Source organism: Shimazuella kribbensis DSM 45090 (assembly GCF_000428065.1).
Taxonomy (GTDB): Bacteria; Bacillota; Bacilli; order Thermoactinomycetales; family Thermoactinomycetaceae; genus Shimazuella; species Shimazuella kribbensis.
The window spans coordinates 100,562-116,703 of the sequence record NZ_ATZF01000015.1 but is presented as its reverse complement, the minus strand read 5'-3'; the positions used below and the strand labels follow the sequence as shown (position 1 = coordinate 116,703).

Annotated in this window: 13 protein-coding genes, 1 tRNA gene and 1 other annotated feature; of the genes, 1 reads left to right on the top strand and 13 read right to left on the bottom strand. The window is 40.0% G+C overall.

The features are described 5' to 3' along the window. Positions 1-642: 642 nt before the first annotated feature. From A3GQ_RS0118240 to guaB, 7 genes are all read right to left on the bottom strand, one after another. Positions 643-732, bottom strand: a tRNA-Ser gene (locus tag A3GQ_RS0118240). A gap of 411 nt (positions 733-1,143) precedes the next feature. Further along, a complete protein-coding gene (locus A3GQ_RS0118235; RefSeq protein ID WP_245596811.1) occupies positions 1,144-1,503 on the bottom strand; it encodes a hypothetical protein in 360 nt (119 codons plus the stop codon). 216 nt (positions 1,504-1,719) lie between these two features. Beyond that, positions 1,720-2,994, bottom strand: a complete 1,275-nt coding sequence (serS, locus tag A3GQ_RS0118230; RefSeq protein WP_028778288.1) for a serine--tRNA ligase — start codon at positions 2,992-2,994, stop codon at positions 1,720-1,722. Between the two features lie 36 nt (positions 2,995-3,030). Continuing rightward, positions 3,031-3,230, bottom strand: a binding site (T-box leader). A gap of 30 nt (positions 3,231-3,260) precedes the next feature. Continuing rightward, positions 3,261-3,857, bottom strand: a complete 597-nt coding sequence (gene pdxT / locus A3GQ_RS0118225) for a pyridoxal 5'-phosphate synthase glutaminase subunit PdxT (protein ID WP_281170844.1) — start codon at positions 3,855-3,857, stop codon at positions 3,261-3,263. Further along, the gene (gene pdxS / locus A3GQ_RS0118220) at positions 3,847-4,731 is read right to left on the bottom strand and encodes a pyridoxal 5'-phosphate synthase lyase subunit PdxS (RefSeq protein WP_028778286.1); all 885 of its coding nucleotides are present in this window, start codon (positions 4,729-4,731) and stop codon (positions 3,847-3,849) included. The genes pdxT and pdxS overlap by 11 nt, the downstream gene beginning before the upstream one ends. A gap of 477 nt (positions 4,732-5,208) precedes the next feature. Beyond that, positions 5,209-6,432 carry a D-alanyl-D-alanine carboxypeptidase family protein gene (locus tag A3GQ_RS0118215; RefSeq protein ID WP_028778285.1) on the bottom strand — a complete coding sequence of 408 codons (1,224 nt, stop codon included), beginning with the start codon at positions 6,430-6,432 and terminating at the stop codon, positions 5,209-5,211. A 268-nt stretch (positions 6,433-6,700) separates the two neighbouring features. Beyond that, positions 6,701-8,164 (bottom strand): IMP dehydrogenase, encoded by a 1,464-nt coding sequence (guaB, locus tag A3GQ_RS0118210; protein ID WP_028778284.1) that lies wholly within the window; start codon positions 8,162-8,164, stop codon positions 6,701-6,703. A gap of 187 nt (positions 8,165-8,351) precedes the next feature. Between guaB and A3GQ_RS0118205 the strand changes: the two genes are divergently transcribed. After that, positions 8,352-9,275: a YaaC family protein gene (locus A3GQ_RS0118205; RefSeq protein WP_028778283.1), complete on the top strand. Its 924-nt coding sequence runs from the start codon at positions 8,352-8,354 to the stop codon at positions 9,273-9,275. Between the two features lie 451 nt (positions 9,276-9,726). Here A3GQ_RS0118205 and A3GQ_RS0118200 read toward each other — a convergent pair whose 3' ends face one another. From A3GQ_RS0118200 to yaaA, 6 genes are all read right to left on the bottom strand, one after another. Beyond that, positions 9,727-10,050: a hypothetical protein gene (locus A3GQ_RS0118200; protein WP_028778282.1), complete on the bottom strand. Its 324-nt coding sequence runs from the start codon at positions 10,048-10,050 to the stop codon at positions 9,727-9,729. A gap of 111 nt (positions 10,051-10,161) precedes the next feature. After that, positions 10,162-12,594 carry a DNA gyrase subunit A gene (gene gyrA, locus A3GQ_RS0118195; protein ID WP_028778281.1) on the bottom strand — a complete coding sequence of 811 codons (2,433 nt, stop codon included), beginning with the start codon at positions 12,592-12,594 and terminating at the stop codon, positions 10,162-10,164. 49 nt (positions 12,595-12,643) lie between these two features. Further along, positions 12,644-14,548 (bottom strand): DNA topoisomerase (ATP-hydrolyzing) subunit B, encoded by a 1,905-nt coding sequence (gyrB, locus tag A3GQ_RS0118190; protein ID WP_028778280.1) that lies wholly within the window; start codon positions 14,546-14,548, stop codon positions 12,644-12,646. Continuing rightward, entirely contained in the window at positions 14,545-14,772 is a 228-nt protein-coding gene (remB, locus tag A3GQ_RS0118185; RefSeq protein WP_028778279.1) for an extracellular matrix regulator RemB, read from the bottom strand. The genes gyrB and remB overlap by 4 nt, the downstream gene beginning before the upstream one ends. A gap of 15 nt (positions 14,773-14,787) precedes the next feature. Next, on the bottom strand, positions 14,788-15,903 hold the full coding sequence (gene recF, locus A3GQ_RS0118180; RefSeq protein WP_028778278.1) for a DNA replication/repair protein RecF: 1,116 nt from the start codon (positions 15,901-15,903) through the stop codon (positions 14,788-14,790). 15 nt (positions 15,904-15,918) lie between these two features. Next, a complete protein-coding gene (yaaA, locus tag A3GQ_RS0118175) occupies positions 15,919-16,128 on the bottom strand; it encodes a S4 domain-containing protein YaaA (protein WP_028778277.1) in 210 nt (69 codons plus the stop codon). Positions 16,129-16,142: the final 14 nt, after the last annotated feature.

Below are 16,142 nucleotides of genomic sequence, written 5' to 3'. Positions count from 1 at the left end.
TTTTAAGAATCCGTTATCCAAACGGAATCTCCAATTTTGGTTGTTAAACAGAATTGCAATTCTGTTTCGGAAACTCGGGAAACCTTTGATTTTCTGATTCTTTTTCCAATCCTGAAAACGACTAATGGCTANTTTCCTCGCTTCTTGAATAAGNGTCGAAGGCAACTCAAAATGAGCCAATCGTTTATCGATATCCGATTTCGTTAGCTTTTCATTTTCTTTTTTCAGTTGAATGGCTTGGTTGCAAGCTTCTGAAAAACATTGTTGCATCGTTTCGTACATTACCATTTTTATTTTTGCAGGCTCAAACAAAGGTATTTTAATTGTAATAGTCGGCATGGAATTCACCTCTTTTCTATGAATATTTTACCAAAAAAAGAACATACGTTTCAACACTTTCAGAAGACAAGCAAGAGGACGATTCATCTCCTCCCTACTCAATTCGCTCCTTGAGGAAGGAGTCTTTTCGCCTAAAATGATAAATATTGATAGAGCTGAGATGGAATCCCTTCCATCTCTTCAGTCATCAGGAGCATGAAAGATTCCTCAGAGGACATCTGGAAAATGCTTCTCGTTTTAAAAGAACTATTACAAAAAAGGTTACTCAACTTCATCGTGATTGTTGAGTAACCTTTTGATTATTGGCAGAGAGGGTGGGATTCGAACCCACGGTAGCCTCACGACTACGACGGTTTTCAAGACCGTTGCCTTCAACCACTCGACCACCTCTCCGTATGATAAAAACGGAACGAATACAATATTTTATTGATTACAAACCGTAAGTTCAATTGGTTGTTAAGAATTGAACTTCAAAATACATACTCAGATATTCTAACTGCAATTTTATTAAATGTCAAGAGTAATGTCAGGTGATGTTTACTCTCTGAATTTGAATTCCAGCTGTTGTTCGGACTCGATCATTTATTCTGTTCACATAAATAGGAAAAAATCCGCTGAATTATTTACATTTCAGCGGATTTCCCATGCTCTTAGACTCAAAATGTAATGATTCATAGAGCCTTTATTTATATGGAGTCAGCTTGTAAACGAAAATTCATCCGAAGTATGAATGATGATACCACAAATAGATTACGCTTACATTCCCATAAATGTCATTTTATTCATAATGCAAATAAATACTATTTACATAATGATAGGAGTATATCCTTCTTTTATATGTTCTACAAAGCTAAAATGTCCATCTTTCGCTCCGCCTACGATATAGACTCCAGCCGTGTTTACTTCTTCTTCAATGTCAAAGAAACTTGTGCAATATCCACATGCACCTTGTATAATTCCCAATTTTTGTACTTCTTTAAATACGGAATGGAAAATATGAGATGGATCATCAAATGCTTTAATCCATTGGGTTCCCATGCCATCAAAATATATTTTTACTTCATAACCTTCATCATAGAGCTCTTGCCCGTATGTTAATCCATGAAATGCTCTTCCAACATCTTGTTGTCCTGCTTGAATGACGATTAAAAATTTTTCATTCACTATGAATTCCTCCTCAAGTTGAAAGCATTGCAATTTCATACATATTACCACATTTTTCTACTAAGGTACATTTATTTTTCTACATTTCTACCTTTATTGCAAATCATATTCTTTCATTTATGAACTGTTTGTTCATCAGTTCTGTTATTCATTTTTTAAAAATAAATAAAAGCCTTTGTTCTTTTATTGAACAAAAGCCTAATTTAAAACTTAGGATTATTTGATAATCTCTTTTCCCATGTAAGGTACTAGTACGTTTGGTATTTGTATACTTCCATCTTCTTGTTGTCCATTTTCTAAAATAGCTGCTACGGTTCTCCCGATCGCCAATCCTGAACCATTTAGTGTATGAATAAATTCAGGTTTATCTTTGGCGCTTCTTCGAAAACGAATATTTGCACGTCTAGTTTGAAAGTCTTCAAAGTTACTACAAGAGGAAATTTCGCGGTAAGCATTAGAGCTTGGAAGCCATACTTCTAGATCGTACTTTTTCGCAGCTGTAAACCCAAGGTCACCTGTACACATGGAGAGAACACGATAAGGTAACTCTAAGAGTTGTAAAACTTTCTCTGCGTTCCCAACAAGTTTTTCTAATTCATTGTAAGAATCCTCAGGTTTTACAAATTTCACAAGTTCTACTTTATTGAACTGATGTTGACGAATTAATCCTCTTGTGTCGCGGCCGGCCGACCCAGCTTCCGAACGAAAACAGGCACTGTATGCTGCATAATAAATAGGTAATTCTTGCTCAGATAAGATTTCCCCTTGATGAAAATTGGTTACAGATACTTCTGAAGTTGGAATCAAATAGTATCCATTTGTATTGGAAATGGCAAACGCATCTTCTGCAAATTTAGGAAGTTGGCCAGTGCCAGTCATGCTTTGACTATTTACAATATAAGGAGGAATCATTTCTCGATAACCATGTTCGGAGGTATGCAGATCTAACATAAAATTCATCAAAGCTCTTTCCAGACGGGCACCTAAACCTGTGTAGAAAACAAATCGTGAACCTGTGACTTTGCTTGCTCGTTCAAAATCTAATAACTTTAGATTCTGTGCTAAATCCCAATGAGCTATTGGCTCAAATGAAAACGATGGGATATCTCCCCAGTGTCGTACAGGGATGTTTTCTTCCTCTGTTGTGCCTATTGGTGTGGACTCATGAGGGATATTCGGTAGGGAAAGTAAGATGTGCGAAAGTTGTTCATCTAACTGACGAATCTCTTCATCCAATTCTTTGATTTGTTCCCCTACTTGACGCATATTAAGGATCAATTGCTCTGCGTCTTCTTTTGCTTTCTTTTTACGAGCAACTTCTTGGCTAACTTGGTTTCGTTCACTTTTAAGTTTTTCACTTTTGGTGATTGCTTCTCTCCGTCTACCATCTATTTGTTCAAACGAATCGAGTCCACTGATATCTTCGTTGCGTGAAGCAAGTTTCGCCTTTACTTCCTCAAAATTACTGCGCAACAGTTTGATATCTAGCATAGAAAATCCTCCTCAAATAAAATAGGAACCCCATCCCTAAGGGACGGAAGTTCCGCGTTGCCACCCTTGTTGACTGCCATCCTAAAAAATCAAACAGTCCACTCGATGCGTAGATAACGGAACGCTGCCGTGATTAGCTCAGAGGTGGAATTCTCAAAACAATTCTTAACGATTTTCACCAACCATCGTCTCTCTGCAAAGAATTGTCTAGATACTTTTCTCTTCATTGCAATCCATCTTCTTATTATCGCTCATTATACAAAATCTTATGGTTGTTTTTCAATCTTATCTTGCACCATATGCAAAAAATAAGCATGAAAACGAGTGTCCTCTGTCAACTCTGGATGGAAAGATATTCCTAACAGATTGTTTTGCTTCACAGCTACTACTTGATCACGTACAGTGGAAAGAACTTCTACTTCTTCTCCTACTCTAGTAATCAATGGAGCGCGAATAAATACTGCTTGGAAATCTTCCGCTACACCTTTAATTGGTAAATCTGCCTCAAAACTATCTACTTGGCGACCAAACGCATTCCGCTGAACAGTTACATCCAAAAGGGGTAAATGGGCCTCATCATTTTCTTGAATGTGTTTTGCAATTAGAATGAGCCCAGCGCAAGTACCCATTATCGGTTTTCCTTCTGCATGCAGATCTAAGATAGGCCCTCGAAGGTCATATTGTCTTAGTAATTTTCCAATAGCAGTAGATTCTCCACCAGGTATAATCAAACCACTAATTCCCTCAAGCTGTTCTTTTGTTTTTACTGCGATTGGTTCTACACCTAGCTGCTCCATGATCTGCATATGCTCACGAACGGCTCCTTGAAGTGCCAGAACGCCTACTTTCGTTTTACCAGCCACGCTCTTGCATCCGTTCATGTGCTGCCAACTTAGAAATTTCAATCCCAGTCATAGGGCTTCCTAAATCTTTGGACAGCTCAGCTATTAGTGCATAATCTTCAAAGTGTGTAGTAGCTTGTACAATTGCTTTGGCAAATTTAGCTGGATTGGAGGATTTAAAGATACCAGAACCTACAAATACGCCATCAGAACCCAAGTGCATCATCAATGCTGCATCTGCAGGGGTAGCAACTCCACCGGCTGCAAAGTTTACAACTGGTAATTTACCTGTTTCATGGATTTGTAATAACAATTCAAATGGTGCTCCTAGCTCTTTCGCTTCGGTCATCAATTCATCACGAGACATACCAGTTACTTTACGAATCTGACTTTGCATCATGCGCATGTGACGAACAGCTTCGACAATATTACCTGTTCCAGGCTCTCCTTTGGTACGAAGCATAGATGCTCCTTCTCCTACACGTCGAAGTGCTTCTCCTAAGTTACGAGCACCACAAACAAAAGGAACCGTGAACGTAGATTTGTCAATATGATAGACTTCATCAGCTGGAGTTAAAACTTCACTTTCATCAATATAATCTACACCCATTGATTCTAATAAACGCGCCTCAACAAAATGACCAATTCGTGCTTTAGCCATCACCGGGATGGATACTGTTTTTAAAACTTCCTCTACAATGGTGAGATCTGCCATTCTAGCGACGCCACCCGCAGCACGAATATCTGAAGGGACTCGTTCCAGAGCCATTACAGCAACTGCACCAGCCTCTTCTGCAATTTTTGCTTGTTCAGCATTTACAACGTCCATGATGACGCCGCCTTTTTGCATTTCTGCCATTCCGCGTTTTACACGGTCCGTTCCTGTTTGTGCCATCCTATAATCCTCCTAGATCATGTATAAATACAATTTCATTGTTTAGTCCTTTAGCCAATAACATTGTAATGGAATAGATGTAAATTTACAACTTTGATAACGAAAGTCTACTTTTTTTGTCGCAAGGAAAAAGATCGTACTCAAAATTCCAAAAAAAGGGTTGCAAATGTAGCCATTGTTTCTTATATCAGAACACATGATCGGTGATCGTCCTACTGGTAGTAGGTTTGTTCTATGAAAATGTAATGGTATTGGGTTTCGGCGGCAAAGAACTTCTCCCACCGTGTAAAATCATTAGAGGTCATAAAGAACTAGAACGCTGGTGATAGGCGTTCTGCCCATGTGGGTACATTTCTAACTGCATGGGATGGGGTGATGACACTCCCCTTAACTCAGGCATTGTCTGAAACAGAAAAATGACCTGAGAATTCAATGGCTTTTGTCATATGAAATGTCAAAAGGAAAGGTAATATAACCTTAGTTTATCCAAGAATTTACTCCATCCCACATTTTACGAAAGAATAAACGTATGTCACCAGCTCGCTCTACTGCTTGTTGTGTTACGAGAGGGACAGAGGATACTCCAGGTATTGATTTTCCTTGATACAGGATAGATACCTCTCCAATGACTGTTCCTTTGGCTATAGGTGCTTGTATCCCTTTTTTTAACACCACTTTATACGTATAAGCCTGCTTGTCATGCTTCTTTTGGGCTAGTTGCAAAGAGGAATCTGGAGCAACTGGAACAGTCCGCTCTACTCCATTAGGAAGTGTGAAGCGATTATGACCGGGAATTACTTTCCCTTTCGTAATAGCTGTTGCCAATTCGAAATTGTCATATGTATAGTCTAATAACTTTTTTGTTTCCAAAAAACGTGCTTCCTTAGAGTTTGTACCCATTACAACGGATACTACACGCATCCCATTGCGGTTTGCTGTACTTGTGAAACAATACCCTGCTGCATTGGTGTGCCCTGTTTTTAAACCATCTACCCCTTCGTAGTAAAATTTGAGGGATGGGAGCATTAAATCCCAATTGTTAACTTTTTGTTGATTCGGTTTGTTTGGATGAAAGGTATAGGTTGGGATACTCGTATATTCTAAAGCTTCTGGGTAATTTTTTAGCAAGTAGCGTGCAACGATAGAAGTATCGTATGCAGACATCTCATGCTCTCCAACTTTACTTGTACTGGGGGGATCTGGATACGATTCTGTGTTTAGTCCAGTACTATTTTGAAAATGGGTTTGGGTTAAGCCGATTTCAGAAGCCTTTTGATTCATCTTTTCGACAAATCCTTCTTCCGAACCACCTATATGCTCCGCTAATGCAACAGTAGCATCATTTGCTGATTGAACGAATAGAGCAGTGAACAATTCCTTGACTGTTTGTTTTTCACTAGGCACAAGTCGAATCTCTGCTTCATTTACACCAGCTGCACGATTGCTGACTGTTACTTCATCTCCCCATTTGAGATTGCCTTGCTTTATCTCGTCAAAAATAATAATTGCACTCATCATCTTCGTCATACTAGCAGGTGGTCTGGATTCATTCGCATTTTTAGATGCCAGTATCTCTCCAGAAACGGTGTCTACTACAATATAAGATTTCGCATTTATTTCTGGAAGTTCTTCAGCAAAAGAGGGTTTTGCTACAACGAATAGACTGATAATACAGAATAAAAACACGGTCAATTTACGCATTTTGTTTTACTCCTTCACAGCTCAATCTTACTCATTTTCACATGTAGATTCTGTTATGACAAGCCCTATTATGCTAATAAAAAAGAAAAATAGCGTCCTGTGAAAGGACGCTTGGATTTCATTAGATTGCCGACAGGAGACTCGCCAATTCATTCGTGTAGAGGAATGTCAGCGTTGCCCTGATGTAACATCCATTCAAGGTTAGAGTCGAAAGACGGTTGCATGACTGGATCGTTACAAGCTCACCATTTTAATGGTGAATAGTTGATTAACCACCCAACTGATAATTAGGTGCTTCTTTTGTTATTTGAACATCATGAGGATGACTTTCACGAAGCGAAGCAGCTGTGATACGAACAAACTGAGAATTATCCTTTAAATCAAGCAAATTTTTCGATCCTGTGTAACCCATTCCAGAACGAATGCCACCCACTAATTGGTAAACGATATCTCCAATCGGACCTTTATAAGGAACACGGCCTTCAATACCTTCAGGAACTAATTTTTGCTCGTTTTCTTGGAAATAACGATCCTTGCTACCTGCCTGCATCGCACCAATCGATCCCATACCACGGTAAACTTTAAATCGACGGCCTTGGTAAATTTCAGACTCCCCTGGGGCTTCCTCTGTACCTGCAAAAAGGCCACCAAGCATCACTGCATCTGCCCCAGCTGCTAATGCTTTGACTATATCACCAGAGAATCGTATACCCCCATCTGCAATGATAGGAACACCATATGCACGAGCTACACTTGCGGCATCATAAATTGCTGTAATTTGAGGAACACCAATCCCAGCAACGACACGGGTTGTACAAATGGAGCCAGGCCCAATCCCTACTTTTACAATACTGGCACCAGCCTCGATTAAATCTCTTGTACCCTCTGCAGTAGCAACATTCCCAGCAACAATGGTTAAATCCGGATAGTTCTGGCGCACTTTTGCTACGGTTTCTAATACTCCTTTGGAATGTCCATGTGCTGTATCAATGACAACCATGTCTACTTCAGCTTCTACTAAGGCTGCAATTCGTTGCTCGGTATCTTTGGAAACGCCGACAGCTGCCGCTACGAGTAAACGCCCTTGTGAATCTTTTGCTGAGCTTGGAAACTGGGTAGCTTTCTCAATGTCTTTGATTGTGATGAGCCCTTTTAAAATACCTTGTTCATCTACCAATGGCAATTTTTCAATTTTGTGGAGCTGCAAAATGTGTTCTGCTTCTTTCATTGTGGTGCCCACGGGAGCAGTGACTAAATTTTCTTTGGTCATCACTTCAGAGATAGGGGTACCGTAATTGTGAATAAAACGCATATCACGGTTGGTGATAATACCTACTAATTTCTTTTCCTTGTCCACAATAGGCACACCAGAAATCCGGTATTTCCCCATCAACGCCTCTGCATCGTGAACTTGATTTCCAGGATGGAGATAAAATGGATTGGTGATTACACCACTTTCCGAACGTTTTACACGATCTACTTCTTCGGCTTGTTCTTCTACAGTCATATTTTTATGAATAACACCGATGCCGCCTTGTCTTGCTAAAGCAATAGCCAAGGACGATTCCGTGACGGTATCCATACCAGCACTAATTAGTGGAATATTTAATTTAATTTTTTTTGTCAACTGAGTGGCAACACTAACATCACGAGGTAAAATTTCTGATCTTGCTGGCATTAAAAGCACATCATCAAAAGTGAGGCCTGTTTTGCTAAACTTCTCTTCCCACACGGCGTATCGCCCCTTATCATGTAGTCTCCAGTTTTTTGCAAGTGTATCAAATTAAAAAAAGCGAATCAAGAAAACCGCTATTGTCGAATAAATTACTATTTTTTTGAGGTTATCCACAGTTTATCTGTGTATAACTTGTGAATAATTGTGGATAAGTCACGTATACGTCATTTTTTTCGGAGGAATTATGGATTTTTCTGCATATGAAATATTAAAAAATGAATCCACTGCACGCGATTTCCTAATAAAAAAATATCCAGAATCGGAAGCCAAAACACTTGCTTACCGAAATGTACACGCGTTTACATCATATATGAAGCAAGGGATGGCTTTGTTTCATACTGCTGAAAAAAGCGATTACTGGTCTCAATCTCTTTTACTCTATTACGGTATGATGAGCCTATTAAAAGCATTAGCTCTTTGTTTGGACCCTGGTTACCCTCAAAGTACAGCAGTATTACAACATGGATTAACAAGTCCGAAACGAAAAAAAGAGCCCTATCGCTTCTTCCATGATGAAATACGAGTTCAGAAAGATGGATTTTTCCCTTATTTAAGTCAGCTATTTCATCACCCTGTCGCAGCTGGAGAACGATTTAAATTGGGATCGTTATGTTCCTTTCTTCCTGACTTACAAGAAATATCGGTCCTATTAAAACAAAAAACATATTACTGGGAACTAGCTTTCACAAATGAGAAGATAATTTGTCCAACTGCGCTATTGGATCAATTATGCATCCCAATAGAAGCTTTTGTAAATCGTTTAAATAAAAAAAACCACGTTTGCCTTTTCACTTTGGATTCTCTTACTGAACAATATATTACCCTAAAATGTTCGGGTGATGTATTGCAGCATCCTTGGTTTCGTAAGTGTAAACGAGGGAAACTCTATCTTTGGATCAACACTACCCATACTTTGGTGGAACCACTGCCAGAAATATTGACCTACTATGGCTTATTTTTTTCTCTGAGTATGCTAAGCCGGTATGATCCACCAGTATGGCGGGAATTATACAGCGACACAGAGAAAGAACAACTGATAATCCAACAAGTAATATCTACCGCACAACACACATTTCCATCTCTCGTTTTTCACTTGCTTTGGAAATGAAAGTGTCAACTGCTCTATTTTATTTGGTAATGCAAAATTTGTCTATTCTTGAATGCGGAAATATCTGAAAAATATTTTTCAAGTAAATATGTTTGCTATACCCCTAGTCAGCTACTGCTATTACGGCCATCCGATGTCGCGGCCGGTGGTGCCTCCGTTGTTGAGCAGAATACTGTGGATACCCACATCATAACCTCTCTTGGATAAAGGGGTCGTGCTTATTACCATACTATTATAGCTTAAAAATATTTTCATGCAATAATCAAATAAATAGTCTCCTGTCAAATATGACAGGAGACTATGGTGGTACAACAAAAATCTATACAGTTAATCTTACCGTTGTTAGGGTCTGAGTGTTGATCTATGTGGAAAACCATTCTCTATTCGACCCCATCATAGGTAAACTTTGGTCAAAACGGTTACCTATGATGGAGAGCTGTTATAAAAAGGCTTACAGCTCCATTCTCACCAGTCTGGCAGACATCGTTGCGAGTTTGGCATCATCATATCCGAAAGCAAAACAGAATGGATCCCTATTGAGGAGATTCTCTGCACTTTCAGCGTATGCCCATGCCTCCTGAAGCAATTTGTCCACTTCGGTAGTGAACTCGACTGATTTTTTCGCCACTTCTACCATGATGGTATAGAATGTGGCAAGCTCAGAAAAACCGAGCCACTTGTCCCGTTCGTAGTCCCTTCTTCTATTACGGGTTTTCTTCGCTTTCTCGGCACAGGAATGCGCCTGCTCTTTCAGATCATTCACCTCTAGGTTCACGATCATCCTCACACAAAACTAGGAGTTTAAGTTGCCTTACTGGCTAAACCAATTATAGTACGAATTTACTAAAAATAAAATCCCCTACCCGCTTTGGGGTAGGAGATTGACTTACTCTTCTTCATCTGTAATCTGAACACGAGCTACAGTCGCTACTTCTTCATTTTTCGCCATCTTGATCAAGCGTACGCCTTGTGCGTATCGTCCGAGTGTGGATATACCGGAAATATTCATCCTAATGACGACTCCTGCTTGCGTAACAATCATCAGATCTTCTTCTTCTGATACCATGGCATGACCGACAACCGGGCCATTCTTCTTGGTAATATTAAGCGTTTTAATCCCTTTACCGCCTCGAGACTGAGAACGGTATTCGCCAATTGGCGTTCGTTTTCCATAACCCTTTTTCGTAACGATCATGACGTCTTTGCCTGGCATGACGATATCCATGTCAATCACATAGTCATTATCGGCTAGGGTTATTCCTTTTACGCCTGTTGCTGATCTCCCCATCTCACGAACATCTAACTCTGGGAAACGGATGGACATACCAAGACTTGTCCCCATTATTACTTCTTGCTCTCCATCAGTAAGACGAACACTAACCAATTCGTCTCCTTCACGCAAGTTGATAGCAAAAAGCCCATTTTTACGGATGTTTTCAAAATCAGATAGCTTCGTCTTTTTCACTACACCAGCCGACGTTGCAAAGAAAAGATTAAAGTCGTCCGTAAATTGTTTGACAGGAATCACTGCTTGAATTCGTTCATTTTGCTCGATTTGGATCAGATTAATAATAGGTGTGCCTTTGGCTGTTCGTCCAAGCTCCGGAATCTCATAACCTTTTAAACGATATACTTTCCCTTTGTTCGAGAAGAACAAGATATGATTATGTGAACTGGTGACAAACAAGGTTTGGATGAAATCATCATCTCGTGTGCCCATTCCTGTAACACCTTTTCCACCTCTGCGTTGTGCACGGTAAGTGGAAAGCGGCATACGTTTCACATATCCTTTATGGGTGAGGAGAATAGCCACTTCTTCCTCTGGAATCAAGTCTTCATCTACAATACTATCCACATTTATCATGATGGAAGTTCTTCTCTCATCGCCAAACCGTTCTTTTACTTCTACCAATTCATTGCGTACAACCGCACGAATCTTCGCTTCATCGGCTAGAATAGCCCGTAATTCTGCAATGGTAATCTGCAATTCTTGGTATTCACTTTCAATTTTATCCCGTTCTAATCCAGTCAAACGCTGCAAACGCATATCCAAAATCGCTTGTGCCTGCTTTTCACTCAAACCAAACTGCTCCATCAAGCCAGTTCGTGCTTCCCCAGTCGTAGCAGAAGCCCGGATCAATGCAATAACTTTATCAATTTGGTCAAGCGCAATACGATAACCTTCTAGTATATGAGCGCGTTCTTCTGCTTTGTTGAGATCAAATTGGGTTCTACGACGAATAACTTCGATCTGGTGATCCAAGTAGTGTACAAGAGCTTGATGCAGATTGAGTACACGAGGTTGTCCATTGACAAGTGCCAACGTATTTACGCCAAAGCTTGTCTGCAGCGTTGTATGTTTGTACAAGTTGTTTAAGATAATTCGAGGATTCACATCTCTACGAAGTTCAATGACGACACGCATCCCATTTCGGTCTGATTCATCACGTAAATCCGTAATTCCATCGATTTTCTTATCTCGAACCAAATCTGCAATCTTTTCTACTAATTTGGCCTTATTCACTTGGTAAGGAAGCTCTTCTACTATGATTCGCATCTTGCCATTTTGGGCTTCCTCTATTCGGGTTTTCGCACGGATTTGAACGCTTCCTCTGCCTGTACGAAACGCTTTGCGAATTCCTTCATAACCTAAAATTATGCCACCTGTTGGGAAATCTGGACCTTTCACGATTGGTAACAAGTCCTCAACAGTTGTTTCTGGTTGATCAATGATCAGCAATAATCCATCGATAATTTCACGCAAGTTATGTGGCGGGATATTCGTTGCCATCCCTACAGCTATTCCTGATGCTCCGTTAACTAATAAATTAGGGAAACGAGCAGGTAATACAAGAGGCTCTAACTGTTGTCCATCATAGTTTGGACCAAAATCGATGGTATCTTTTTGGATTTCTCTTAGCAATTCCAGCGTGATGGGAGCCATTTTAGCTTCCGTGTAACGCATTGCTGCTGGAGGATCACCATCCACAGACCCGAAGTTACCATGTCCATCGACTAACATATAGCGGTAAGAAAAATCTTGTGCCATACGAACCATCGCTTCATATACGGCTACATCACCGTGAGGATGGTATTGGGCAGTTACGTTACCAACTACCCTCGATGATTTTTTATACTGCTTATCCGGAGTCATGCCCAGCTCATACATAGTATATAAGATGCGTCGATGTACTGGTTTGAGTCCATCACGAACATCCGGTAAGGCACGGCTAACAATAACACTCATTGCATAGTCAAGAAAAGAAGACTTCATCTCTTGGCTAATATTTATTTCTTCTACACGATCTATATTTGCCATCCGTTTCATCAACTCCAACTAACGGACATGATTGATTTCCGATTACGTTTTACACATCAAGTGTTGCTTGATTTGCATATTCTTGAATAAAGTCACGTCTAGGTTCAACTCGATCTCCCATCAACATTTCAAACACTTGGTCCGCATCCATTACATCTTGAAAAGAAACTTGGCGAAGTGTTCTGCTGTCTGGATCCATCGTAGTTTCCCAAAGTTGGGTAGCATTCATCTCACCCAAACCTTTGTAACGCTGGATTTCAATTTTTCCTTTGCCTTCTAACTCTTTCACTACTTGCCCTTTCATTGCATCGGAATAAGCGTATCGAATAACTTTCCCTTGGGAAATCTTGTACAGCGGTGGCTGTGCAATATATATATATCCCTCTTCGATGAGTTTTCGCATATACCGGAAGAAAAAGGTCAACAGCAGGGTACGGATGTGCGCTCCATCTACATCAGCATCGGTCATGATGATCACTTTGTGGTAGCGTGCTTTCTCGATCTGTAGATCATCTGCTATTCCTGTTCCCAGGGCTGTGATGATGGTACGTATCTCTTCGTTGGACAATGCTTTATCCAACCTTGCTTTTTCCACATTAAGGACCTTTCCGCGTAAAGGAAGAATTGCTTGGAACATTCGATCACGGCCTTGTTTAGCCGTACCACCAGCAGAGTCACCCTCAACAAGGTACAATTCGCTAATCGAAGCATCCTTTGATGTGCAGTCTGCTAATTTCCCGGGCAATGAACTAACTTCTAACGCATTTTTACGTCTCGTTAGCTCACGGGCTTTACGGGCTGCTTCTCTAGCTCGAGCAGCAGTTACGGATTTATTGATAATTTTTTTGCCAACAGCTGGATTTTCATCGAGAAACGCTTGAAAATGATCTACAAACAATTGTTCTGTAGCGGAACGCGCCTCGCTATTTCCCAATTTGGTTTTCGTTTGACCTTCAAACTGCGGATCAGGAATTTTGACACTGATAATAGCAGTTAGTCCTTCACGAACGTCGTCTCCTGTCAAATTGCTTTCGTTATCTTTCAACAAATTGTTTCGACGTCCGTAATCATTGATCACTCGGGTAAGGCCTGCTTTGAAACCAGATTCGTGCGTACCGCCTTCATGAGTATGAATATTGTTGGCATAACTATAAAGGTTAGATGAATAGGAGTCATTGTATTGCATCGCAACCTGTACTTGAATATTCTCTCGTTCACCTTCGATATAAATCGGAGGTTCATGCAATGCTTCCCGATTACGGTTGAGATACTCTACAAATGAGGAGATGCCACCTTCAAACTGGAAAGATTCTTCTTTCGCTTCTTCTCCACGTTTATCAGAAAGTACAATGGTCACTCCACGATTGAGAAAAGCTAGTTCACGCAGTCGATTACGCAAAATATCGTATTCATATTCGGTTGTCTCTGTAAAAATTTCTGGATCTGGTTGGAATGTAATCGTAGTACCTGTTTCTTTTGTTGTACCGATAACTTCTAAATCCATCTGTGGAACGCCTTGAGAATATGTTTGACGATGAATTTTACCATCTCGTTTGACGATGACTTCTAGCTCGCTAGATAATGCATTAACAACAGATACACCTACACCATGCAAACCTCCAGAAAATTGGTAACCTTCACCATCAAATTTTCCCCCAGCATGTAATACAGTCATTACTACTTCCACTGCTGGACGTCCAACCTTTGGTTGAATTCCTACAGGTATTCCACTTCCATTATCCACAACCGTAATGCTATTACCAGGGTTAATTGTTATATCAATCGTATCACAACGCCCAGCTAATGCTTCATCGATACTATTATCTACTACTTCCCATACGAGGTGATGTAAGCCTCTACTCGAAGTAGATCCGATATACATCCCTGGTCTCTTTCTAACAGGTTCTAATCCTTCTAGAACCTGAATCTGCGATTCATCATATCCAGTTGTCATAACATACTCACCACCTTTAATCCTGATTGAGAACGTTTTAATAGGGTGTTGGAAGAGATTGGTGATGTATAAATGTGGTCTGTGGTAATAATAAACGATTTTACTTCTCCGTCAAAAGAAGGAAAATGAATACTGGATGAAGACTTTACTGCACCAACCGCATCAACTATTGCAACTACATCACTCAATCTTATCATCTGGTTTCCACCAAGGTGAATAAACAAAATATCATCACCTCATCATGCGCGAGTAACATGACCATTTTTAACATGGTACACAACTGCTTGTTTTTGAGTTTGTAAATCTATACCTTCTAGTCCAGTGGCAGTAACAAATGTTTGTACACGACCACGGATTGTTTCGAGAAGATGTGTCTTTCGTGAATCGTCTAATTCAGAGAGCACATCATCCAATAATAGCACTGGAAAGTCACCTGTGGTTTCTTTAACCAGTTGCAATTCAGCTAATTTTAGGGAGAGGGCAGCCGTGCGTTGCTGCCCTTGTGAACCAAATGTATGATAATCCAAATTGTTATGTTGGAGAGAAAAATCATCTCGATGAGGTCCTAGCAAGGTGTTTCCTAGTATCATCTCTTTTTTTCTTACTTTTTCAAGTGCCTGTAACATCACCTGCTGCATTTCTTGATCAGACATTTGGGCATGAATAGGCACAGATGGAATATATTCTATCTGAAGATGCTCTTCTCCTTTTGTGATCGAAAGGTGAATTTCTGCTGCAAACTTTTGTAGTCTTTCTAATGATTCAAGGCGCTTTCGCCAGATAGAAACAGATAATCCAATCAATTGCTCATCTAATACTTCCAAAAATGTAAGTGGAAAAGTATTATTTTTTGACAAATTCTTTAAAAGTTGATTCCGTTCTTTCAACAAATTTTTTAGCTCTGTCAAATGATGTACATAAGTAGGACTAATCTGACCAATTTCCACATCCAAAAATTTCCGGCGGACTTGTGGGCCTCCCTTTACTAGCTGTAAATCTTCTGGAGCAAATAACACGACTGGTAAGGTACCGATATATTGGCTGAGTCTCGCTACTTCCAAACCATTTTTCTTGATCTTCCTGCCTCTTGGAAGAAGTTTTAACTCTAATCTACATTTTTGCTTTTTTCCTTGTGTTCTAACCCGGACCATTGCAGTTTGCCCACCAAATTGAATGCATTCTTGTAAAGATCTCGCACGATGAGATTTCCCTAGAGAGACCATATATAAGGATTCCAATAGATTTGTTTTACCTTGTGCATTTTCTCCTACAAACAAGTGAAGATCTTCTGGACAACTCAGATCTAGTTCAGGGATATTGCGAAAATGTTGAAGGTATAGTGATGTAACATGCAAAAGAATATCCCTCCACTAAACCAATTGTATCTTTCCAAACCCCTCAATCTCCACCATGTCTTTTGGGTAAAGCTTGCGACCTCTTCGATCATCAGGTTCACCATTTACTAATACTTGATAAGAATGCAAAAAGATTTTTGCTTCGCCGCCGCTAGCAATCACATCTGCTGCTTTTAATAACTGCCCGAGTGTCATGTATTCACCATGTATAGGGATCTTTTTCATTTGAATTCCTTTCT

Coding starts and splice junctions, on each gene's coding strand:
- serS (WP_028778288.1), bottom strand. CDS start 2,994: ATGCTAGATATCAAACTGTTGCGCAGTAATTTTGAGGAAGTAAAGGCG.
- gyrA (WP_028778281.1), bottom strand. CDS start 12,594: ATGGCAAATATAGATCGTGTAGAAGAAATAAATATTAGCCAAGAGATG.
- gyrB (WP_028778280.1), bottom strand. CDS start 14,548: ATGACAACTGGATATGATGAATCGCAGATTCAGGTTCTAGAAGGATTA.
- A3GQ_RS0118205 (WP_028778283.1), top strand. CDS start 8,352: ATGGATTTTTCTGCATATGAAATATTAAAAAATGAATCCACTGCACGC.
- yaaA (WP_028778277.1), bottom strand. CDS start 16,128: ATGAAAAAGATCCCTATACATGGTGAATACATGACACTCGGGCAGTTA.
- A3GQ_RS0118215 (WP_028778285.1), bottom strand. CDS start 6,432: ATGCGTAAATTGACCGTGTTTTTATTCTGTATTATCAGTCTATTCGTT.
- pdxS (WP_028778286.1), bottom strand. CDS start 4,731: ATGGCACAAACAGGAACGGACCGTGTAAAACGCGGAATGGCAGAAATG.